Source organism: Nocardiopsis kunsanensis DSM 44524, from assembly GCF_000340965.1.
In the GTDB taxonomy this organism is placed as follows: domain Bacteria; phylum Actinomycetota; class Actinomycetes; order Streptosporangiales; family Streptosporangiaceae; genus Nocardiopsis; species Nocardiopsis kunsanensis.
Window position 1 is genome coordinate 224047 of sequence record NZ_ANAY01000007.1, and the last position, 22749, is coordinate 246795.

The window sequence follows — 22749 nt, forward strand, 5'->3', positions numbered from 1 at the left end:
TAGGCCGAATCCGGTTGATTGCAAACCACGATTGCCGGAATCGGTCGCCGTTGTGGCCCAGGAGGGACAAGAGCGACCGAAAAGGTTCGCCCTGCCTCCGTGGGCGCTCCCGTGCCCTGATGTCCGCCGTGTGCGTGTGCATCCGCATGCCACCCCTGGCGCTCCCTGACGCTCCACCGCTTTGACCTGCGGAAATGCTGAAGCGTGAGGGCTCTGTGCGCGATATTGACTGTTGACCGTGGAGCGGAGTGGAGTAGGGTGGAGCGAAGTGGTGGAAGAGGCTCCCCACGTACAGGGGCGAGGAGGTGAGCGTGTGTTTCTCGGCACTCATACGCCTCGCCTCGACCCGAAGGGGCGCCTGTTCCTGCCCGCGAAGTACCGCGACGAGTTGTCGGGGGGCCTGGTGATCACCAAGGGCCAGGAGCACTGCCTCTACGTCTTTCCCGCCGCGGAATTCGCCCGCTTGACCCGGGCCCTGCGCGAGGCGCCGGTCACCGACAAGGCAGTGCGCGACTACAGCAGGATCCTCTTCGCCAGTGCCTCGGACGAGTCGTGCGACAAGCAGGGGCGGGTCACCGTCCCGCCCCAGCTCCGCGCCTACGCGGGGCTGGAGCGCGACTGCGTGGTCATCGGGGCCAACACACGCCTGGAGATCTGGTCCTCCCAGGCCTGGGCCGACTACGAGGCCCAGCAGGAGCCGGTCTTCGCCCGTCTGTCGGAGGAGGTGCTGCCCGGGGCGCTGTGAGGGCGGCGGGCCCCACCCGCCGAACGCACGGCCCAACGTCGACCCCTTGCAAACCGAGGCCGGCCGGGCCTCGCCGAGCACGGCACACACGAGCTGGCGCGACTTCCCCGGTGCCAGGTCGTGGGAGCCTGACCACCCAAAAGGTGGACAATGGCGGCTGTGCTCGGTGGGCCCGGCCGGGCTCGGTCCGGGCCACGCGAACACACCGGCCGCGCCGCCCGGACGGACGCGGCCACGACGGCGAAGACGGCACGGAGCGTGGAGGAACACCACCGCATGGGGGAGACCCGGCAGCACGATCGTTCCGAGGGGGACGACTCGCGAAACACCCGTACAGGCAGCAACACACAGAGCTCCGAGGTCGCCGACCGCGTCCGCGCGGCCAGGGAAGGGCTCGACCCCCTCCACGTGCCGGTCATGCTCGACCGCATCGTCGAACTGCTCGCCCCCGCCCTCACCGAACCGGGCGCCGTCCTGGTCGACGGCACCCTCGGCCTGGGCGGGCACGCCGAGGCCCTGCTCAAAGCCTGCCCCGAGATGCATCTGGTGGGGGTGGACCGCGACACCAGCGCGCTGGAACGCAGCGCCGAACGCCTCGCGCCCTACGCCGACCGCACCCACTTCGTGCACGCGGTCTACTCCGACCTCCCCGAGGCCCTGGAACAGGCGGGGGTCACCGGTGCCCAGGCCGTCCTGCTCGACCTGGGGGTGTCCTCACCACAGCTGGACGAGACCGACCGCGGTTTCGCCTACGCACACGAGGCCCCGCTCGACATGCGCATGGACCGCACCCAGGAGCTGACCGCCGCCGACGTGGTCAACAACTACCCCGTAGCCGACCTCACCAGAGTCCTGCGGGTGCACGGCGAGGAACGTTTCGCCTCCCGCATCGCCCGCGCCATCGAACGCCGTCGCGCCCAGGGGCCCCTGGACTCCACCAGCGAACTCGCCGAGCTGGTCCGTGAGGCGATCCCGGCCGCGACCCGGCGCACCGGTGGACACCCGGCCAAACGCACCTTCCAGGGCCTGCGCATCGAGGTCAACGCCGAGCTGTCCATCCTCGAGGACGCCTTGCCGGCTGCGCTCTCGAGCCTGGACGTGGGCGGCCGTATCGCCGTGTTGTCCTACCACTCCCTGGAGGACCGCATGAGCAAGCGCGCCCTGGCGGCCCTGGCCAAGGACACCACCCCCGCAGATCTGCCCGTACCCCTCCCGGACCGGCAGCCCGAGATCCGCCTCCTGACCCGGGGGGCGGAACTCCCAACGGACGAAGAGAACGAACAGAACCCGCGCGCCCGCTCGGCCCGGCTCAGGGCCGCCGAACGGGTGCGCGCTCCGTCGCGGTGACAGGGAGAGCAGATGAGCACCACGAGCAGGAAGAGCCGCAGGCCCACACGCGGTCGCAGAACCGCGCGGCCCACCCGGAGCAGGCCCCCGCGTCCGGCACCGGGCGCGGTGGGCGGAGGTACGGCGGCGAGCCCCACACGGGCCCCGCGTATCCCCTTCGTCCTGCTCGTGCTGTGCCTGATGGTGTCGGCGCTGGTGAGTCTGCTGGTCCTGCGCAGTGTCGTGGCCCAGGAGGCCTACGCCATCACGAGTCTGCAGTCGCAGAACCGGGGGTTGTCCTACCAGGAACAGGAGCTCCAGGACGAGGTCGCACACCTGGAGGACAGCGACAGGATCGCCGAGGAGGCCGAAGAGATGGGGATGGAGCAGGGGGAGGCTCCGCTCTTCCTCGACCCGGACGAGGGTGAGGTCGTCGGAGGTCAGGGAGGCGCCGAGTGAGTTCGTCCCGCGACCGGCGTCCCCGTGACCCCCGCAGGCCGGGAGCGGCGAGCCGGTCCGGTTCGCGCCCCGACAAGCGCCCCCAACGTGAACCGCGCCGCCCCGACGGCGGCGCCCGGGGACGGCCCTCCGGCCGCTCGGGCGCCGCCCGCCCGGGCGCGCGCGAACGCAGGGGCGGGACCGTGCGCAGATCGGCCCCGAAACCCCCGCCGCCGCTGTTGCGCCGTACGTTCCGGCGCGGCGACCCGAAGAAGCGCATCAAGATCGGCGGGGTGCTCATCGTGGCGATCATGGTGCTCTTCGCCGGCCGCCTGACCCAGATCCAGGGGTTCGAGGCCGAGGAGTACGCGGCGGCCGCCTCCGACATGCGCCTGCAGACCATCGACGTGCCGACGCTGCGGGGCCAGATCACCGACGCCGACGGGAACCCGTTCGCGCTCTCGACCGAGGTGCGCACCGTCTTCGTCGACCCCGAGGAGGTCGAACCGGAAGAACGCGACCAGGTCGTCTCGGAGCTGACCGAGTACTTCGACCTGAACGCCGACGAGGTCGCCGCGAAGGTCGACGCCACACCCAGCCGGTACCAGGTCGTCACCGAGGGGGTCCGGCCCGACGACTGGTACGAGTTCCGGGACCTGGGACTGTCGGGCGTGGGTGCCGAGGTCGACTACGAGCGCGTCTACCCCGACGAGACGGGCGCAGCCGACCTGGTCGGGTTCGTCGGTGCGGAAGGCTACGGCCTGGAAGGGCTGGAGGGCTACCTGGACGGGACCCTGGCCGGTGAGGCCGGCAAACGCCAGGTGGAGGTCGCCAACGACGGGACACAGATCCCCATGGCAGGCGGGCTGGTGCGCGAGCCCGAGCCGGGCCGGGACGTGCGCCTGACCCTGGACCGCGACATCCAGTGGAAGGCGACCCGGGCCCTGGCCGATCAGGTCGAGTCCCTGGACGCCGAGGGCGGCAGCGCCATCGTCTCCCGTCCCGACGGAGAGATCCTGGCGATGGCCGACCACCCGTCCTACTCCCAGGGGGACATCGGGGACAGCACCGCCGAGGACTGGTCCAACGGGGCGGTGGCCGAGACCTTCGAGCCCGGCAGTACCAACAAGGTCATCACCATCGGTTCTGCGCTGGAGGAAGGAACGACCACACCCGAGAGCGTGTTCACGGTGCCCTACTCGATGGAGTACTACGACCAGACCTTCCGCAACTCCGAGAACAACGGCACCCAGCGCCTGACGGTCAACGGCATCATGGCCCAGTCCAGCAACGTGGGCACCATCAAGATCGCGGACGAGGTCGGGGCCCAGGACCTGCACGCCTACATGGACCGGTTCGGACTGGGCCGGCCCACCGGCCTGGACGTGCCGGGGGAGGAATCCGGTGTGCTGACCGACCCCGACGACTGGTGGGGTACCCAGCTGCCGTCGGTCTCCATCGGACACGGCCTGTCGGTCAACGCCGTACAGATGGCGTCGGTCTACGCGACCATCGCCAACGGCGGCGAACGTGTGGAACCCACGGTCATCGACGGAACCGTCGCCCCCAGCGGCGAGTTCACCCCGGCAGAAGAACGCGAAAGCACCCGCGTGCTGAGCGAGGAGAGCGCGGACCAGCTCTCCCTCATGCTGGAGGCGGTCACCAGCGACGAGGGCACCGCGCCACAGGCACGCATCGACGGTTACCGGGTGGCGGGCAAGACCGGTACCGCCAACCGGATCGACCCGGAGACCGGGAGCTACGAGGACGGCGGATACACCGCGACCTTCGCCGGGTTCGCCCCGGCCGACGACCCGGAGATCGTCGTGCAGGTCGTTCTGCACAACCCGAAGAACTCCTACTACGGCGGTGAGGCGGCCGGTCCGGTCTTCAACGACATCATGAGTTTCGCACTCAAGTCCGAGCAGGTGCCGCCGACGGGGGAGGACCCGCCCGCGCTCCGTCTGCTGGAGGAGGAGAAATGAACCGGTAGGCCCCTCCGGCGCCGTCCGCATACGGGGGCGGCGCCGGAGGCCGGGTCAGGAGGAACCCACGGCCTGGTCGAGGTGGGTGCGGACCGAGGCTATGTGTTCCGGCCCGGTGCGGCAGCACCCGCCCACGAACGCTGCGCCCGCACGCCACCACTCCACCGCGGCCGCGCCGAACTCGGCCGGCTCACTCGTGCCCGTCCACCGCCGGGAGGCGGCGTCCCACACCTCCCCGGAATTGGGATAGGCCACCGCGTCCACCCCTGCCTCCGCGATCGTGCGCACCAGGGCGGGTACGTGGTGCGGGGCCACACAGTTGACCCCCACCGCCAGCAGGGAGCCCTCGGCATACGCGGGAGCGAGCTCGGCCACCACCTCCCGCAACGGGCTCCCGTCGCTGATCCGGGACCCGTCGCGGCACGACAGGCTCACCCACGTACGCGCCCCCGGCGTCTCCTCGGCCAACCGTCGCAGCGCCCGCGCCTCGGGCAGGGAAGGCACCGTCTCGCACGCCATCAGATCCGCACCGGAGTCGGCCAGGATCCGCCACCGTTCCCGGTGCCACCGGTACAGGCCCTCCTCATCCAGGTCGTAGGCGCCCGTGTACTCCGACCCGTCCGCGAGGAAGGCCCCGTACGGCCCCACCCCCGCGGCAACCAGCCCTGCCCCGTGCGCGTCCCGTTCTGCCCGCGCGAGCTCCACCGAGCTCGCCACCACCCGCGCGGCCTCCGCCCGGGTCAGACCGCGCGCCGTCAACGCGGGCACACTCGCCTGGTAGCCGGCGGCGATCGCCACGTCGGCACCCGCCTCGAAGAAGTCCCGGTGCGCCCGGCGGATCACCCCCGGGTCCTGCACCAGCAGCCGGGCCGACCACAGGGGGTCGTCCAGATCACAGCCGTAGGCCTCCAACCGGGTGGCCAACCCGCCGTCCAGGACACGAGGTCCTTCTCGTGCCTCCTCCGTGCCCCTCACGGTCACCCCTTCCGTCACTGGGGACCGGTGGCCGTCCCACCGGGTCCGGCGAAGCTTTACGTGCGAACCGGGGACGCAACGCCGCGCCCCCGGTAACCTCGGCGGGAAAGCCGCTCGCGTGAACCCCGTCGCACCCAGCGTGGAAATTACCGAGCGGCTCCCGACACCCGTTACCCTCCACACGTGCCACCGGTAATGCGACCTGAACACACTCAACTCCGTCCGCTGTCCGCCCTCGCGAAACTGCTCGGGCCGGACACCACTCTCCTGCGCCCGGATCTGCGCCCCGACACTCCCGAGGAGGCGCCCAGCAGGGAAGTGCACGTACGCGGAATCACCCACGACTCCCGGCAAGCCGGTCCCGGCGTGTTGTATGCGGCTCTACCCGGGACCCGCGCTCACGGTGCCGACTTCGCCGACCAGGTCGCCCGTGCGGGCGCCGCGGCCGTCATGACCGACGAGGCCGGGGCCGACAGGGCCGTCTCCACGGGCCTGCCGGTTCTGGTGGTCCCCGATGCCCGCGCCGCCCTCGGCCGCGCCGCCTCCTGGGTCTTCTCCGACCCCGCGGACGACCTGCTGCTGATCGGGACCACCGGCACCAGCGGCAAGACCACGATCACCTACCTGGTCGAGTCCGGGCTGCGTGCCGCCGGAATGAACACCGGCCTGGTGGGGACCGTCGAGATGCGGGTGGGCGACGAGCGGGTCCAGTCCTCCCTCACCACCCCCGAGGCCACGGACCTGCACGGACTCTTCGCCCTCATGCGCGAGCGCGGTGTCACCACTGCCGCCATGGAGGTCTCCAGCCACGCCCTCGCCCTGGGCCGGGTCGGCGGCACCCGCTACGACGTCGCGGTCTTCACGAACCTGTCCCAGGACCACCTGGACTTCCACTCCGACCTGCGCGACTACTTCGAGACCAAGGCAGCGCTCTTCTCCCCCGAGTACTGTGACATCGCCGTGGTCAACGCCGACGACCGCTTCGGCCGTGCGCTGGTCGACATGGTCTCCGGGGACGGGCGGGTCCCGGTCACCACCTTCGGCGTGGAGGGCTTCAGCGACGCCGACCCCTCCGCCGCCATGACGGCCGACTGGCGCGCGGTGGAGGTCCTCATGGGCAACACCGGCAGCACCTTCCGGATCGTCGGGCCCGGCGGGATGGAGGCCAACGCCTCGGTGGCCCTGCCCGGCCCCTTCAACGTCTCCAACGCCATGGCCGCGATCGTCGGACTGGTCGAGGCCGGTGTCCCCCTGGAGACCGCGATCGCCGGTGTGGCCGCCGCGCCGGGTGTACCGGGACGTATGGAACCGGTCATCGCCGACGGTGACCCCTCTCACCCCCAGGACTTCACCGCGATCGTCGACTACTCCCACAAACCGGGGGCGATCGAGGCGGTCCTGAAAGCGCTGCGCGAGACCACCGAGGGACGGATCCACATGGTCCTGGGCTGCGGCGGCGACCGTGACCGGGCCAAACGCCCCCTCATGGGGGAGGCCGCAGCACGGCTCGCCGACGAGCTCGTCATCACCAATGACAACCCGCGTACCGAGGACCCCGTGGCCATCGCCACCGCGATGCTCGAGGGCGTGACCAAGGTCCCCGAGGAGCAGCGCGCCCGTGTCACCGTGGAGTTCGACCGTACCGAGGCCATCGGTCTGGCCGTGGTGCGTGCCGAAGCAGGCGACACGGTCGTCGTGGCAGGCAAGGGCCACGAGACCGGCCAGTACGTCAAGGGCGAGGTGCTGTCCTTCGACGACCGCGAGGTGCTGCGCGGGGCCATCGACGACCGCCTGCGGGTCAGCGCCCGCGAACGCCTCGGCGACGCCCTGCGCGACATCCACCGCGCGCCCTGACCGGGAAATCCCCCTGCCCGCGCGACACACCCGCGCGGGCAGACCCCCACCCGGGGTGCGGACACGGCCCGTACCCCGTACCGTGGCGCACGGATCGTGGGCCGGACCCCCACCGGCGATTACGAAGTGGAGCATATTGCTTCACACGGGCCCCACAGGGACCTCGAACACCCCAAGATGTTCTAAGGTAGGTCCGGCAATCGCAGCCCGACACGTGCCGTCCATCGGGGCGCCTACGCACGCGGCACGGGCCGCCGTCGTGGTGAGGCCCGGCGCGGCGTCGCACACGGCATCCGCGGTGCCCATCCCCTGACCTGAAACTCCGGCCGGGTGGCCCTCCGCCCTCGAGGCGTTGTGGACCGGGCCTGACATGAGGAGTGGATTTGATCGCGCTCACGCTCGATCGGATCGCTGAGATCACCCAAGCCGCTCTCGGCGGATCAGCGCGCCCCGACACCGTCGTCGACGGTCCAGTCGTCATCGACTCCCGACAGGCCGCTCCCGGCGCCTTGTTCGTGGCCCTGGGGGGCGAGCGGGTGGACGGCCACGACTTCGCCGCCACATCCGTCGAGGCCGGGGCCGCCGCGGCACTGGTCTCGCGCCCGGTCGATGCCCCCCATCTGCTGGTGGACGGCGGTGACGAGGAGGTCGTGGCGGCCCTGGCCCGTTTGGCCTCCCACGTGGCCCGGCGGCTCGGCGACCCGGAACGGGGTCCCGACGCGGCCCAGATCGTCGGGATCACCGGTTCCTCCGGCAAGACCACCACCAAAGACCTCATCGCACAGGTCGTGGACCGCACGGGGCCGACCATCGCACCGGCCGGCTCGTTCAACAACGAGATCGGCCACCCGCTGACGGTCCTGCGCTCCGACGAGGACACCCGGAACCTGGTGCTGGAGGTCGCCGCCCGCGGCATCGGCCACATCGCCCACCTGTGTGAGGTGGCCCCGCCCCGTATCGGCGTCGTTCTCAACGTCGGCAGCGCGCACATGGGCGAGTTCGGCGACCGCGACGCCATCGCCGAGGCCAAGGGGGAGCTCGTCGAGGCCCTGCCCCCGGGCAGAGACACCCCCGGCCGTGGCGGTGTCGCCGTCCTCAACGCCGACGACCCCCGGGTACGCGCCATGGCCGCACGCACCCCTGCGCGTGTGGTCCTCTACGGCACCGGTGAGGACGCGCACGTGCGTGCCACCGAGGTGGACCTGGGAGCGACCGGCGCCCCCGCCTTCACCCTGCACCTGGGAGGGAACACCGCGCGGGTGCAGCTCGCGCTGGTGGGCGCCCACCAGGTCCACAACGCGCTGGCCGCCGCCGCTGCCGCCGCTGAACTCGGCATGGACATCGACGGGATCGCGAGCGCACTGGGGGAGGCGGGCCCGGTCAGCCGCTGGCGTATGGAGGTCACCGAGCACGAGGGCATGACCTTCGTCAACGACGCCTACAACGCCAACCCCGAGTCCATGCGGGCGGCACTGACCACTTTGGGCGCGCTGGCGAAGGATCGCCGCGGCGTGGCCGTGCTCTCCCACATGGCAGAACTGGGCGAGGACGGCGACCAGGCGCACGAACGGATCGGTGCGCTGGCGGCCGAGACCGGGGTCGCGCACCTGATCGTGGTCGGAGAGCAGGCCGGCGGCATCGCCGACGGGGCGGAACGTGCCGCCGCCGACGGACACTGGCAGGGCGAGAGCATCCGGGTTCCCGACGCCGAGGCGGCCGCCGCCGCGCTGCGCGATCGGATGCGTGCAGGAGACGTCATCATCGTGAAGGGATCGCGCGTGGCAGCGCTCGAAAAGGTTGTCGACCTCATCACCGAGGAGGATGCCCAGTGATCGGCATCTCTCTGGCGGCGGCGCTGTCGCTGGTCGTCTCCATGGCGCTCATGCCGTGGCTGATCAATCTCCTGTACCGGTTCAAGTTCGGCCAGGAGGTCCGCGACGACGGGCCCGAGGGCCACAAGACCAAACAGGGCACACCCACCATGGGTGGCATCGTCGTCATCCTCGGTGCCGTGGTCGGTTACTTCGGTGCCCACGCCGTGATGGTCCTGACGGGAACGGGGGCCGGACCCACCGTCTCCGGGCTCCTCGTGATGTTCCTGTTCGTCGGGATGGGGGGCGTCGGGTTCCTCGACGACTTCATCAAGATCTACAAGCGCCGCAGCCTCGGACTGCGCAGCGGCGCCAAGATGGTGGGCCAGGGCGTGGTCGGTATCGGCTTCGCCTACGGGGTCACTCAGTTCCCCAACGGCTACGGCTACACCCCCGCCGCCCCTCAGCTGTCCTTCCTGCGCGACTTCGGTCCCCCGCTGATGATCGCCCTGTTCGTGCTGTGGGCACTGTTCCTCATCGTGGGCTTCTCCAACGCCGTCAACCTCACCGACGGGCTGGACGGTCTGGCCACCGGCGCGGTCATCCTGTCGCTGGTCGCCTACATCATCATCGGCAACTGGCAGCTGCGCCAGTCCTGCGTGGAGGCCCTGACCGCCAACTGCTACCAGGTCCGCGACCCCCTCGACCTGGCCGTGGTGGCCGCCGCCGTGCTCGGCGCCTGCATCGCCTTCCTGTGGTTCAACGCCCCGCCCGCCAAGATCTTCATGGGCGACACCGGCTCCCTGGCGCTGGGCGGCCTCATCGTGGGGCTGGCCATCACCACCCGCACCCAGCTCCTGCTGCTGCTCATCGGCGGACTGTTCGTCATCATCACCATGTCGGTGATGGTGCAGATCACCTCGTTCCGCCTCACCGGCAAGCGCATCTTCCGGATGGCACCCCTGCAGCACCACTTCGAACTCAGGGGCTGGGCCGAGACGACCATCGTGATCCGTTTCTGGATCATCCAGGGCCTGTTCGTGGCAACCGCCATCGGACTCTTCTACCTGGAATGGATGCCGAGGTAAACCCATGGCGCACGAGACTTCCCGGAGCCCGAACGGGCACGCCGGCCCGGACCTGGACGGGCGTCCGGTGTGCGTGGCCGGACTGGGCGTGTCCGGGCCCCCCGTGGCCCGCGCACTGCTCGCCCAGGGCGCCCGCGTCACCGTGGTCGACGGACGCGACGACGACGCCACCCGTGCCCTGGCCGCGGAACTGACACGGGACGGGGCCGAGGTCGTCCTCGGATCCACCCCGCTGCCCGAGGGCTGCGACCTGATGGTCACCTCACCGGGCTGGCGCCCCGACTCGCCCTTGCTGGTACGTGCGGTGGAAGCCGGCGTGGAGGTCATCGGCGACGTCGAACTCGCCTGGCGGCTGCGCCCCGCCCACCAGGTGTGGCTGGGTGTCACCGGAACCAACGGCAAGACCACCACCGTGCGCATGCTCGAGGCGATGCTGCGGGCCGACGGTCGCGAGGCCCTGGCCGTGGGCAACGTCGGAACCCCGATCATCGACGCGGTCCTGCCCGACGAGGACGGCCACGTCCACGACGTGCTGGCCGTGGAGCTGTCCAGCTTCCAGCTGCACTGGTCCAACACCGTGCGCCCGTACGCCGCGGTCGTGCTCAACGTCGCCCCCGACCACCTCGACTGGCACGGCGGCCTCGACCCCTACGCCCGGGACAAGGGCCGCATCTTCGCCCGCGGTACCACGCGTGTGGTCAACAGCGCCGACGAGTGGTCGGTACGCCTGGCCGACGAGGAGGGCGACGCACACACGCCCACCATCGGCCTGCGGCTGGAGACCCCCCGCCCGTCCGAGCTCGGTGTGGTCGAGGACCTGCTGGTCGACCGGGCCTTCGTGCCCGACCCGATCCGCGGGGCCGAAGAACTGGCCCACCTCTCCGACGTGCGCCCGGCCGCCCCGCACAACGTCGCCAACGCCCTGGCCGCAGCCGCCCTGGCCCGCTCGATCGGGGTCGCACCCGCGTCCGTGCGGGCCGGCCTGCAGGCCTTCGAACCCGAACCGCACCGCATCTCCCACGTGGCCTCGGTCGGGGGAGTGGACTACGTCGACGACTCCAAGGCCACCAACCCGCACGCCGCACTGGCCTCGCTGCGCGCCTTCGAGTCCGTGGTGTGGGTCGCCGGCGGCCTCCTCAAGGGCGCCGAGGTCGACGAGCTCGTCGACACGGCCGCCGACCGCCTACGCGGTGCCGTGCTCCTGGGCGCCGACCGGGCACGGATCCGTGAGGCCCTGGCCGCGCGCCTGCCCGACCTGCCCGTGGTGGAGGTCGCCGGTCCGGCCGAGGAAGCACCCACCGGCCACGGGGTCATGGACGCCGTGGTCGCCGAGGCCGCCGCGCTGGCGGGCAAGGGCGACACCGTCCTGCTCGCCCCGGCCGCCGCGTCCATGGACATGTTCATCGACTACCACGAGCGCGGTGACCGGTTCACCGAGGCGGTCGGCCGACTTCTCTGAGTGACATTCCGGGGCCCGTGCGTCACCTTTCGGGGCGCGGGCCCCGGCAGCGTGCGCACTATCACCCGAACGGCCGCCGAAGATGGCCAACACGCGGAAAATGTCCACCGTTCCCGACCCGCCGGTACGCCACTATTGAGGCGCGAATCGTGCGGAGGGTGCGGATGGCGACGACGAAGGACAGCGGGCGGGAGCGCCCGCTGCGGCATGAGTGGCTGCGCTCTCTCGACCGGCCCCTGACCTCCTACTACCTGATCCTCGCCACGAGCATGCTGCTCATCGGTCTGGGACTGGTCATGGTGCTGTCCTCGACGATGGTCGACTCCATCACCGAGACCGGGTCGGCCTTCTCCAAGTTCCAGCGCCAGCTCGTCTCGGCCGCGGTCGGGCTGCCGCTGATGCTGCTGGCGTCCCAGGCCCCGGTGTGGATCTTCCGGCTCGTGGGTTACCCCGCGATGATCGTCTCGGTGGCACTGTTGCTGCTCACCGTCTTCCACGGCACCGAGGTCAACGGCGCGATGCGTTGGCTGGAAGTGGGCGGGATGCTCGTCCAGCCCTCCGAACCCGCCAAGCTCGCTTTCGCCCTGTGGGGCGCCAACATCCTGGCCCGCAAGGACGAACTGCGCGAACTCACCGAATGGCGCCACCTGCTCATCCCGCTGATGCCCGGTTGCGGGCTGCTGACCATGCTGGTCCTGCTCGGTTCGGACCTTTCCACCACCCTCGTGCTGTTGCTGATCTTCCTCGCGTTGTTGTGGGTGGCCGGTGCGCCCGGAAAACTCTTCGTGGCCATGTTCGGCCTGGTCCTGGGGTTGGCTGCGGTCGTCATCGCCATCGAGCCCTTCCGGATCGAGCGTGTGACCGCCTTCCTCGACCCCGAGGCCGACTCCGGCGACGACGGTTACCAGGCGCTCCACGGCCTCTACGCCCTCGGCACCGGAGGCCTGCTCGGTCTGGGCATCGGCGCCAGCCGAGAGAAATGGGGGTTCCTCCCCTTCGCCGAGTCCGACTTCATCTTCGCCATCATCGGCGAGGAGTTCGGCCTGCTCGGCACCGTCGTGGTCCTGTGCCTGTTCGCTGTGCTGGGGTACGCCGGCCTGAGAGTGGCCACCCGTGTCGACGACCCCTTCGCCCGCCTGGCCTCCGCCGCCATCGTGACGTGGGTCATCGGTCAGGCCATGATCAACATCGCTGCCGTGATCGGACTCGTGCCGGTCACCGGGATCCCGCTCCCACTGGTTTCCTACGGTGGTTCGTCGCTGATACCCACGATGGTCGCGCTCGGGATCCTGCTCGGTCTGGCACGTGCCGAGCCGAAAGCCCGGAAGGCGCTGGCGGCCCGCGGACCGAGCCGGGCCCAAAGGGCTCTAAGCTGGCTGGGTCTGGACAAGACGTCCACCCCCGGAGACGAACGGGGTACGGCCGCATCGTCCGGGCGCGCCACCCGGGCCCCGCGCAAGTCGGGCACGCGTGGCCCCAAGACAACGGTCAAGCACAGGAGCGGACCGGTCCCGGCGGGGGACCGGCCAAGGAGGAACAGACGACGATGAGGGTAGCCCTCGCCGGAGGCGGCACGGCCGGGCACATCGAGCCCGCACTCTCCCTTGCGGACGCGCTGCGGCGCATCGACCCGGACACGGAGATCCTGTGCCTGGGCACCGAGCGGGGACTGGAGAACCGACTCGTACCCATGCGCGGCTACGAACTGGGCCTGATCCCCGCGGTGCCCCTGCCCCGCAGGATCACCCCCCGGCTGCTGACCGTGCCCGGGAAGCTCGCCGGTGCACTCAGCGCCGCCGGTGAGCAGCTCGACCGCATCCAGGCCGATGTACTGGTCGGTTTCGGCGGCTACGTGGCCACCCCCGGGTACCTGGCCGCCCGCCGCAGGCGCATCCCCACCGTCGTGCACGAGGCCAATCCGCTTCCCGGACTCGCCAACCGCCTCGGCGCTCGCCTGACCCCGCACGTCTACACCGGCCACCCCCACACCCAGATCCGCAACGGGCGCTTCGTCGGGATCCCGCTGCGCGAGCAGATCTCCTCCCTGGACCGTCTGGCCATGGGCGACAAAGCGCGTGCCTACTTCGGTCTGCGCCCCGACCTGCCCACTCTGCTCATCTTCGGTGGCTCCCAGGGGGCCCAGCGGATCAACGAGACCGCCTTCTCCGCGGTGGCGGACTTCGCCCGCGCCGGTGTGCAGGTCCTGCACGTGGTCGGCCCCAAGAACGCCGAGGAACCCCAGGACCTCACCCAGGACGGGGTCCCCTACGTCGCCGTGCCCTACGTCGACCGCATGGACATGGCCTATGCCGCGGCCGACGTCGCCATGTGCCGTTCCGGTGCCATGACCTGTGCCGAACTCACGGCCGTCGGACTGCCCGGAGCCTTCGTCCCCCTGGCCATCGGGAACGGCGAGCAGCGCCTCAACGCCGAACCCGTCGTCGGGGCCGGCGGCGGTGTCATGATCGACAACGCCGACCTCTCCACCGACTGGATCACCGGCGAACTCATCCCCATGCTCACCGACACCGACCGGATCGTCTCGATGTCCGAGTCCGCTTCCCGCATGGGGCGCCGCGACGCCGACATGGAACTGGCCCGCGAGGTCATGGCCATCGCCCGCGGTGACAAGCCCACACCCGAGATGCACGTCTCCGAGGACGAGCTCGACGAGGAGTTCGAGGACGACGGGAAGGACACACGATGAGTCTGGTCCCCACGACCGACCCGGTTCCCGTCGACAAGTTGGGTCCCACCCACTTCATCGGCCTGGGCGGGGCCGGGATGTCCGGCATCGCCCGTGTTCTGCTGCAGTCGGGCGTCGAGGTCTCCGGCAGCGATGCACGTGACAGCGAGACCCTGCGTGAACTCGAGCAGATGGGGGCCCACGTCCACGTGGGCCACGCTGCCGAGAACCTGGGCCGCGCCGAGACCCTCGTGGTCTCCTCCGCCATCCGCGAGGACAACCCCGAGCTCGCGGAGGCCCGGCGCCGCGGCCTGCGCGTCCTGCCGCGCGCCGCCGCCCTCGGCGCCCTGCTGCTGGACCGCGAGGGTGTCGCGGTCTCGGGTACCCACGGCAAGACCACCACGACCTCCATGGTCGCCGTGGTCCTGCAGCACCTGGGAGCCGACCCCGGTTACGTCATCGGCGGCAAGCTCGTCACCACCGGTCTGGGCGCCGACGCCGGTATCGGCGGTCCCTTCGTGGTGGAGGCCGACGAGAGCGACGGCTCCTTCCTCATGCTCACACCCAAGATCGCCGTGGTCACCAACGTCGAGGCCGACCACCTCGACAACTACAGCGATCTCGAGGAGATCCACGACAACTTCGCCTCGTTCGTCGACCGGGTCGAGCACACGCTCGTCGTGGGGATCGACGACCCCGGTGCACGGAAGGTCGCCGAGCTGGCACGCGAGCGCGGCAAGCGGGTCCTGACCTACGGCGAGGACGGATCGGCCGACTACCGCGTCGACGGCATCCGTGCCCGCGGATTCACCACCGAGTTCACCCTGCACACCGCCGACAACGACCCCATCGTGGGGCAGCTCGCGGTGCCGGGTCTGCACAACGTCCTCAACGCCGCCGCGGCCGTGGTCGTGGCCGACGAGCTCGGCCACGACCTGGACGTGGCGGTCGAGGGCATCGCCGACTTCGCCGGCGCCGCCCGCCGTTTCGAGCTCAAGGGCGAGGGCGGCGGCGTCGGTGTCTACGACAGCTACGCCCACCACCCCACCGAGATCGAGGCCGACCTGCACGCCACCCGCGCGGCCCTGGACTCCTTGGGGGAAGAAGCCCCCGACCTGGGCGGGGGCCGGGTCGTGGCGGTCTTCCAACCCCACCTGTACAGCCGCACCCGGTTCTTCGCCGACGAGTTCGCCGCCGCACTCGACCTGGCCGACCAGGTCGTGGTCATGGAGGTCTACGCCGCCCGTGAGGACCCCGAACCCGGCGTGACCGGGGAACTCATCACCTCCCGTATCGACCGGGAAGGCGTGTGGTACGTGCCCGGACGCGAGCAGGTGGTCCGCAAGGCTGCCGAACTCGCCCGCCCCGGCGACATCGTGCTGACCATGGGCGCCGGCGACGTCACCGAGCTGGGGCCGCACATCGTCGAGGCCCTGGCCGAAGCCGCCGAGTCGGGTGAGGACGCTCGGGGCTGAACCTGCGCTGTGGGTGTGCCCCGGGCCGGCGGACGGCGGGGCACGCCCGGCCCCGTCAGCACCCCGCCCCGCCGGCCGCGTGGTGAGGTGGCCGGGCAGAGACTGTGTGGACGACGGGAGCGTGGAGTGGGCACCGAGCCGAAGGAGAAGAAGGCCGGGAAGACCGGGAAGGGCGCCTCCGCCGAGAACGGGCCGGACAAGGCACGGTCCCGCAAGGCGAAGAAGTCCCCCGAGGGCAAGATGGCCGGGGCCGCCGGAGGCAGGAAGACCGGGAAGACCGGGGCCGCCGAGGGCCGTTCCGGTACGGGCCCGGGGGCCGACCGGCAGGGCACCGGTCCGGGCGGGTCCGATCCGTGGAAACTCGCCTTCGTCGCACTGCTCGTGGTCGGCCTGGTGTGCGTGGTCGCCTGGCTCCTGCTGGAATCGCGCCTGCTCGTGGTACGCGAGGTCGCCGTGGAGGGCCTGGAACGCGTCCCCGAACAAGAGGTGGTGCAGGCCGTCGACGTGGGCACCGGTACCCCTCTGCTCCGTGTCGACCTGGAGGCGGCAGAGAACCGCGTCGCCGAACTCGACCTGGTCGAGGAGGTCGATGTCGCCCGCGGATGGCCCGCCACCCTGCGGGTCGAGGTCGTCGAACGCCGTCCCGTCCTCGCCGTACCCGCGGGGGAGGGGTACCGCCTCATCGACGGTGACGGGGTCCGCATCGAGGACTCCGACACCCGGCCCGGCTCCCAACCGCTCGTGAACGTGACCGGGGAGGTCGAGGGCAACGCCGGTGTGCGCGCCGCCGCCGACATCGTCGAGTCCGCGCCCGATTCCCTCCTGGCCCAGATACAGCTCGTCGACGCCTCCGAGGCCGACGAGGTCGCCGTCCGGCTGGCCGACGGGTCCACGGTGGAGTGGGGCGAGGCCTCCGACACCCAGGACAAGAGCGACGTCCTGCGGACCCTCATGAGCGAACACCCTCCGCAGGAAGGCCGGGTCTACGACGTGTCCGACCCCGGCCTCGCCGTCGTCCGATGAAGCCCACGCCACTACCTGCCCAAGTAAACGGATGCTCGGGGAAAAGAGGGGCATCGGGGTGGCGCTCACCGGTCTTCGGCACGGACGCGGCCCGCAGCTCCCGCGGCGTAGGACATTCGGGACGCGACGCGCCGGGTGCGCGCTTGGCTTCCGCGTGTTATGCCCCGTTAGGCTGATGCCGTGATCGGTTGCCCGTGGTCGGTGCCCCGCTTACTGTCGGGAGGCACAACCTCGGTCAACCGAGCAGCAAGACACGCTTGTCGGGGTGCTTGGGAAACGTTCTGTTCCATCCCAGGGTGGAGTACACCACCAACGGTGGCGCCGGAACGGATCCGAGAACCCCGGGGCACCCGGACTCCGCGAGCACACGCCCGCGAGCACGGGAACCCGAAACGCAGACTGTAGAACCGGATGCCGGACCGGCAGGACCACCCGGCGGCACACCGCCGTCGGGCACGGTGCCGGAAAGGCACATTGCGAGCGGAAAGGCCCCTCGTCGTGGCAGCACCGCAGAATTACCTCGCGGTCATCAAAGTCGTCGGCATCGGCGGCGGCGGTGTCAACGCCGTCAACCGAATGATCGAAGAGGGGCTCAAGGGCGTCGAGTTCATCGCGATCAATACCGATGCCCAGGCGCTGTTGATGAGCGATGCCGACGTCAAGCTCGACGTCGGCCGTGAACTCACCCGCGGCCTGGGTGCCGGGGCCAACCCCGAAGTGGGGTGCAAGGCGGCCGAGGACCACCGCGAGGAGATCGAAGAAGTCCTCAAGGGCGCCGACATGGTCTTCGTGACCGCGGGGGAAGGCGGCGGCACCGGGACCGGGGGAGCCCCGGTCGTGGCCAACATCGCCCGTTCCCTCGGGGCCCTGACCATCGGTGTGGTCACCCGGCCCTTCGGTTTTGAGGGCAAGCGCCGGGCCACCCAGGCGGAGTCCGGCATCGCGATGCTCCGAGAGGAGGTCGACACGCTGATCGTGATTCCCAACGACCGGCTCCTGTCGATCTCCGACCGCCAGGTCAGTGTGTTGGACGCCTTCAAGGCGGCCGACCAGGTCCTGCTCTCGGGTGTGCAGGGCATCACCGACCTGATCACGACGCCGGGCCTGATCAACCTCGACTTCGCCGATGTCAAATCGGTGATGTCCGGAGCGGGTTCCGCACTCATGGGTATCGGATCCGCGAGAGGGGACGATCGTGCGGTCGCGGCCGCAGAGATGGCGATCTCCTCACCCCTGCTCGAAGCCAGTATCGACGGGGCACACGGGGTCCTGCTCTCCATCCAGGGCGGCTCCGATCTGGGCCTCTTCGAGATCAACGAGGCCGCACAACTGGTTGCCAACTCCGCAGCGCCCGAGGCCAACATCATCTTCGGTGCGGTCATCGACGACGCACTCGGGGACGAGGTCCGAGTGACGGTGATAGCTGCTGGATTCGACGAACCCGAGGTCTCCGGACCGGTCGTGCGGGAGCACAAGCCGGTGGACCCTCCTGAGGCCGACGCCCCCAAGGTGGGCATCCCGTCCGGTCGGAGGGAGCCGTCCTCCGGGGCGAGCCGGCCCGCCGCGGGCGTGAGCGGGACGTCGGCCGACACCACGCCCTGGATCACCGGCACGGCCCGCACCGAACGGAGCCGACCCGTTCCTGCGCCCGAGTCGGCCCGGGAGCGGCCCACCCAGTCCACCCGGCCCACCCAGTCCACCCGGCCTACGCAGCCTGCCCGGAACGCATGGCAGACCGAGCCCGTGCAATCCGAGCAGAGCAGCCCGGCTCCACAGGCCCCGGCCGAGCCCGAGACGCCGCCCGCGTCCTGGGAGCACAGGTCGGAGCCCGAACCGCAGGCCGAGCCCGTGGTGGAGGCCCCGGTGCAGGAGACCCCCGAGGCCCCGGCACCGGAGACACCCGAGCCCCCGGTCACACACGGCGGTCCCGCTCCGCGAGGCGAGGCCGCGCACGGGACCGGGGAACAGCCCGAGCGGGACGAGGAGCAGGCCGGGCCCGTCCAGGCGGTCCCCGACAGCTCCTCCGAGCGCCGGGAGACCTCGGAGCCCCGGCGCAGGGTCATCTTCGACGACCCCGACGACCTGGACGTGCCGGAGTTCCTGAAGTAGCTCTCCCACGCCCGGATACCATCTGTGTGTCAACCGGCCCCGCCGAGCACGGCGGGGCCGTCGCCGCCCCGGGGCACCCCAGACCCCGGCCAGAGAAGGGCCACAGACACACCGATGGGAAACGTCGTCGACCTCGGCCACGGGGTCCGGGCCGCCGTCACCGAACGTGCCGGCGGCGTGAGCACCGCACCCTACGACTCGCTCAACATGGGCCTGGGATCGGGGGACCGGCGCGAGGCCGTCCTGGCCAACCGACGCACCGCGGCCGCCGAGTACGGCTTCGACGCCGACCGTGTCGTGTGGATGAACCAGGTGCACAGCACCGATGTCCTGGTCGCCGACGCCCCGGGCGGGGTCGGCACCTGCGACGCGGTGGTCACCACGCGTCCCGACCTCGTCCTGGCCTCGCTGGCCGCCGACTGCCTGCCGGTGCTGGCCGCCGACGGGCGCGCGGGGGTGCTGGGCGCGGCCCACTCCGGGCGCCAGGGGACCGCCGGAGGGGTCGCCGTGCGGTTGGTCGAGGAGATGGTGCGTCAGGGCGCCGAACCCGACCGCATCAGTGTCTTCCTGGGCCCCACGATCTGCGGTTCGTGTTACGAGGTCCCGCCGGAGATGCAGGACGAGACCGCACGGCTGGTACCGGAGGCCGCCTCCACCACCCGGCAGGGCACCTGCGGTGTGGACATGCTCGCCGCCGTGACCGCGCAGCTGCGCGGGGCCGGTATCGGCCACCTCATGACCGACGGCCGCTGCACCCTGGAGAGCCCCGAACTGTTCTCCCACCGCCGTGGGGCCCCCACCGGCCGCTTCGCCTCGTTCGTCTGGCGCGGCTGAGCCGTACCGTCCCGATCCCGCCCCGGCCCTCACGGCCCGGGGCGCGCTGTCCTGCTGTGTCGGGCCACACAGTGTCCCGCCCCGACCCGAGAAGAGGAATCGCCACCGTGTCACACACCGACCCCGAGCGCGTCGAGCAGGTCCGCGCCAACCTGCGGGCCGCCCGGTCCAGGATCGAGGCCGCCTGCACCGACTCCGGGCGCGACCCGGAGGAGGTCTCCCTGATCGCGGTGACCAAGACCTGTCCCGCCGACGATGTGCGTATTCTCGCCTCGTTGGGTGTGACCGACGTGGGGGAGAACCGCGACCAGGAGGCCGCACCCAAGGCCGAGCAGACCGCCGACCTCGATCTGAACTGGCACTTCGTGGGGCAGCTCCAGAGCAACAAGGCCCGTTCGGTGGCCCGTTACGCCGATTACGTGCACTCGGTGGACCGTGCCAAGATCGCCCGCACGCTGGGAGAGCGCGCTGCGGCGGCCGAACGCGACATCACATGCCTGGTCCAGGTCAACCTCGACGAGGACTCCCGTGCCGGTGTGATCGGCAGCAGAGGAGGCGTGGACCCCTCCGACACGCTCGAGCTCGCCGACCGTGTCGAGGAACAGGAACGGCTCTCGATCGGCGGTGTCATGGCGGTCGCGCCCATCGGAGGGGACCCTTCGCAGGCCTTCGCACGTCTATACGAGGTGGCTTGCCGGTTGCGTGATCGTTACCCTCGGGCCACGGTGATCTCCGCGGGCATGAGTGGTGACCTCGAGGCCGCGATCGAGCGGGGCGCAACACACCTGCGGATCGGCACGGCGTTGCTCGGAGAACGGGAACCCATCGTGGGGTAATGTCCCCACATGGACCTTGGGGCCCGTCTGTGGAGTTCGCCCGGATGAGCGAATGACCCACCCACCAGGGGTTGGCGGGTGAATACAGAGGAAGTCGGCTGCGGTGAAGACCGCGGGGACGACGGAGGACATGAGATGGCCGGCGCGATGCGCAAGATGGCGGTCTACCTCGGCCTCGTGGAGGACGACCGTTACGATCACCGCTATGCGGACGAATATGATGAGTTCGACGATTTCGACGAGGTCGTGGACGAGCAGCGTGACCGTGACGCAGTCGCTCCGCGAGAAGAGGGAACACGAGGCGAGGACGTGACCGACACCGGCGACTACCCGGGGACGGGTGACCGACGGGCTGGAACGACCGCAACCGCTTCGATGGCCGACCTCGCTCGAATCACCACGCTCCATCCGCGCACCTACAACGAGGCGCGTACGATCGGAGAACACTTCCGGGAAGGCACTCCGGTGATCATGAACCTCACCGAGATGGTCGACAGCGACGCCAAGCGCCTCGTCGACTTCGCGGCTGGTCTGATCTTCGGTCTGCATGGCAGTATCGAGCGCGTGACCAACAAGGTGTTCCTGCTGTCCCCGGCCAACGTCGAAGTGACCGCGGAAGACAAGGCGCGGATCGCTGAGCGAGGGTTCTTCAATCAGAGCTAGACCATCACATTTGTCCAGAGATTGGGTCGGGGAACGACCGTGAGTATCGTCCTGTCCGTGCTGCTCGTCGCGCTCCAGCTGTTCGTGTTCGTGCTGATCGCGAGGGTGGTCCTGGAGATGGTGCAGTCCTTCTCCAGTACATGGCGCCCCAGCGGGTTCGTGCTCGTGCTCGCCGAGATCGTGTACACGATCACCGACCCGCCCCTGAAGTTCCTGCGGAAGTTCATCAAACCGGTGCGTTTGGGGAGCATCGCACTCGACCTGAGTGTCCTGGTCCTCTTCCTCATCGTGTGGATTCTCATGAGCTTCATCGGGGCACTGCAAGTCGCTTAGGGACCTGCACCCGGGGCGGAAAAAGCAACCTCGGGTTCCGTTATGTGGTCTTGGTCATGATCTGGATTGCCGTGAGGTCACGATCAGGTAGCGTCCCTACGGACAGACTCCAAGCGCGCCAAGGAGACGAACATGTCGCTGACACCCGCCGATGTGCGGAACAAGCAGTTCAGCACGACCCGGCTTCGACCGGGGTACGACGAGGAGGAGGTCGACGCCTTCCTCGACGAGGTCGAGTCCGAGCTCGACCGCCTCATCCAGGAGAACGAGGAACTGCGCGGCAAGCTGGCCGAGTGCCTGCGGGGCAAGGTGCCCAACGCCGGCATGCAGGACTTCCAGCAGCCCCAGGAACAGCAGCAGGCCCCTGAACAGCCCCAGCAGCAGTCCGAGCCGGCGCAGCCCCAGACCCAGCCCCAGCCCCAGCCCCAGGCACAGGCCCCCGAGCAGCCCCAGCAGCAGGCTTCCCAGGCCCCCGTTGCCCCCGTTCCCCAGATGCCCGCAGGAATGACCGGTGCCAACCTCGCCATGGGTGGCGAGGAGAACATGGACACCGCCTCCCGCATCCTCGCCCTGGCTCAGCAGACCGCGGACCAGGCGATCTCCGACGCGCGCCGCGAGGCCGACGAGACGCTCGGCCGTGCCCGCAACGAGTCCGAGGACATCCTCGGTAAGGCTCGCCGCCAGGCCGACCAGATCATCGGTGAGGCCCGCGCCCGTTCCGAGAACCTGGACCGCGACGCCCAGGAGCGCCACCGCCAGGTCATGGGCAGCCTCGTGCAGCAGCGCGAGGAACTGGAGCACAAGGTCAACGTCCTCAAGGACTTCGAGCGCGAATACCGCAGCCGTCTCAAGGACTACTTCGAGCGGCAGCTCAACGAGCTCAAGAACGAGGAGGAGAAGGCCAAGTCGGCCGACATCAACCCGAACACCACGGGTGGCTTCCAGACCATGGGGCCGCAATCCGGCGGCAATCAGGGCATGCAGCAGCAGCCCAACCCCGGAGCCAACCCCTTCGGTCAGCCCGAGCCTGCCCAGCACGGCGGCGGCTACCACCCCGGTGAAGCCCCGCACGAGCGGCGCTGACACCGAAGGGCCGCGACGACAGCGGC

Annotated in this window: 19 protein-coding genes; 18 read left to right on the plus strand and 1 reads right to left on the minus strand. The window is 70.2% G+C overall.

Going from position 1 to position 22749, the window contains the following annotated elements:
- The first annotated feature begins 313 nt into the window (after window positions 1-313).
- The 4 genes from mraZ to D456_RS0106940 all read left to right on the plus strand — a co-directional run bounded on the left by mraZ (window position 314) and on the right by D456_RS0106940 (window position 4494).
- Window positions 314-745, plus strand: coding sequence for a division/cell wall cluster transcriptional repressor MraZ (gene mraZ, locus D456_RS0106925; protein ID WP_017575440.1), 432 nt, complete (start codon window positions 314-316; stop codon window positions 743-745).
- Between the two features lie 276 nt (window positions 746-1021).
- Complete coding sequence (gene rsmH, locus D456_RS0106930) at window positions 1022-2092, plus strand: 16S rRNA (cytosine(1402)-N(4))-methyltransferase RsmH (RefSeq protein WP_017575441.1); 1071 nt, start codon at window positions 1022-1024, stop codon at window positions 2090-2092.
- Between the two features lie 12 nt (window positions 2093-2104).
- Complete coding sequence (locus D456_RS27045) at window positions 2105-2530, plus strand: hypothetical protein (protein WP_026115644.1); 426 nt, start codon at window positions 2105-2107, stop codon at window positions 2528-2530.
- Complete coding sequence (locus D456_RS0106940; RefSeq protein WP_026115645.1) at window positions 2527-4494, plus strand: peptidoglycan D,D-transpeptidase FtsI family protein; 1968 nt, start codon at window positions 2527-2529, stop codon at window positions 4492-4494. The genes D456_RS27045 and D456_RS0106940 overlap by 4 nt, the downstream gene beginning before the upstream one ends.
- Window positions 4495-4548: 54 nt before the next feature.
- Here D456_RS0106940 and mmuM read toward each other — a convergent pair whose 3' ends face one another.
- The gene (mmuM, locus tag D456_RS0106945; RefSeq protein WP_017575444.1) at window positions 4549-5475 is read right to left on the minus strand and encodes a homocysteine S-methyltransferase; all 927 of its coding nucleotides are present in this window, start codon (window positions 5473-5475) and stop codon (window positions 4549-4551) included.
- Between the two features lie 189 nt (window positions 5476-5664).
- Here mmuM and D456_RS0106950 point away from each other — a divergent pair, with 189 nt between their 5' ends.
- The 14 genes from D456_RS0106950 to D456_RS0107015 all read left to right on the plus strand — a co-directional run bounded on the left by D456_RS0106950 (window position 5665) and on the right by D456_RS0107015 (window position 22723).
- Entirely contained in the window at window positions 5665-7323 is a 1659-nt protein-coding gene (locus D456_RS0106950) for a UDP-N-acetylmuramoyl-L-alanyl-D-glutamate--2,6-diaminopimelate ligase (protein WP_017575445.1), read from the plus strand.
- Between the two features lie 383 nt (window positions 7324-7706).
- A complete protein-coding gene (locus D456_RS0106955) occupies window positions 7707-9155 on the plus strand; it encodes a UDP-N-acetylmuramoyl-tripeptide--D-alanyl-D-alanine ligase (RefSeq protein ID WP_017575446.1) in 1449 nt (482 codons plus the stop codon).
- Complete coding sequence (gene mraY / locus D456_RS0106960; protein WP_017575447.1) at window positions 9152-10222, plus strand: phospho-N-acetylmuramoyl-pentapeptide-transferase; 1071 nt, start codon at window positions 9152-9154, stop codon at window positions 10220-10222. The genes D456_RS0106955 and mraY overlap by 4 nt, the downstream gene beginning before the upstream one ends.
- A 4-nt stretch (window positions 10223-10226) precedes the next feature.
- Window positions 10227-11681, plus strand: a complete 1455-nt coding sequence (gene murD / locus D456_RS0106965; protein ID WP_017575448.1) for a UDP-N-acetylmuramoyl-L-alanine--D-glutamate ligase — start codon at window positions 10227-10229, stop codon at window positions 11679-11681.
- 164 nt (window positions 11682-11845) lie between these two features.
- Entirely contained in the window at window positions 11846-13231 is a 1386-nt protein-coding gene (ftsW, locus tag D456_RS0106970; protein WP_017575449.1) for a putative lipid II flippase FtsW, read from the plus strand.
- Entirely contained in the window at window positions 13228-14388 is a 1161-nt protein-coding gene (murG, locus tag D456_RS0106975; protein WP_017575450.1) for an undecaprenyldiphospho-muramoylpentapeptide beta-N-acetylglucosaminyltransferase, read from the plus strand. Before ftsW ends, murG begins: the two co-directional genes overlap by 4 nt.
- On the plus strand, window positions 14385-15842 hold the full coding sequence (murC, locus tag D456_RS0106980; protein ID WP_017575451.1) for a UDP-N-acetylmuramate--L-alanine ligase: 1458 nt from the start codon (window positions 14385-14387) through the stop codon (window positions 15840-15842). The genes murG and murC overlap by 4 nt, the downstream gene beginning before the upstream one ends.
- Before the next feature lie 126 nt (window positions 15843-15968).
- Window positions 15969-16865 carry a cell division protein FtsQ/DivIB gene (locus tag D456_RS0106985; RefSeq protein ID WP_017575452.1) on the plus strand — a complete coding sequence of 299 codons (897 nt, stop codon included), beginning with the start codon at window positions 15969-15971 and terminating at the stop codon, window positions 16863-16865.
- 498 nt (window positions 16866-17363) lie between these two features.
- A complete protein-coding gene (gene ftsZ / locus D456_RS0106990; RefSeq protein ID WP_017575453.1) occupies window positions 17364-18974 on the plus strand; it encodes a cell division protein FtsZ in 1611 nt (536 codons plus the stop codon).
- 114 nt (window positions 18975-19088) lie between these two features.
- Window positions 19089-19808, plus strand: a complete 720-nt coding sequence (gene pgeF / locus D456_RS0106995; protein WP_017575454.1) for a peptidoglycan editing factor PgeF — start codon at window positions 19089-19091, stop codon at window positions 19806-19808.
- Window positions 19809-19915: 107 nt separating this feature from the next.
- Complete coding sequence (locus tag D456_RS0107000) at window positions 19916-20644, plus strand: YggS family pyridoxal phosphate-dependent enzyme (RefSeq protein ID WP_017575455.1); 729 nt, start codon at window positions 19916-19918, stop codon at window positions 20642-20644.
- A 135-nt stretch (window positions 20645-20779) separates the two neighbouring features.
- Window positions 20780-21307 carry a cell division protein SepF gene (locus D456_RS0107005; RefSeq protein ID WP_017575456.1) on the plus strand — a complete coding sequence of 176 codons (528 nt, stop codon included), beginning with the start codon at window positions 20780-20782 and terminating at the stop codon, window positions 21305-21307.
- Between the two features lie 39 nt (window positions 21308-21346).
- Window positions 21347-21640 (plus strand): YggT family protein, encoded by a 294-nt coding sequence (locus D456_RS0107010; RefSeq protein WP_017575457.1) that lies wholly within the window; start codon window positions 21347-21349, stop codon window positions 21638-21640.
- Between the two features lie 132 nt (window positions 21641-21772).
- Complete coding sequence (locus tag D456_RS0107015; protein ID WP_017575458.1) at window positions 21773-22723, plus strand: DivIVA domain-containing protein; 951 nt, start codon at window positions 21773-21775, stop codon at window positions 22721-22723.
- Window positions 22724-22749 lie beyond the last annotated feature (26 nt).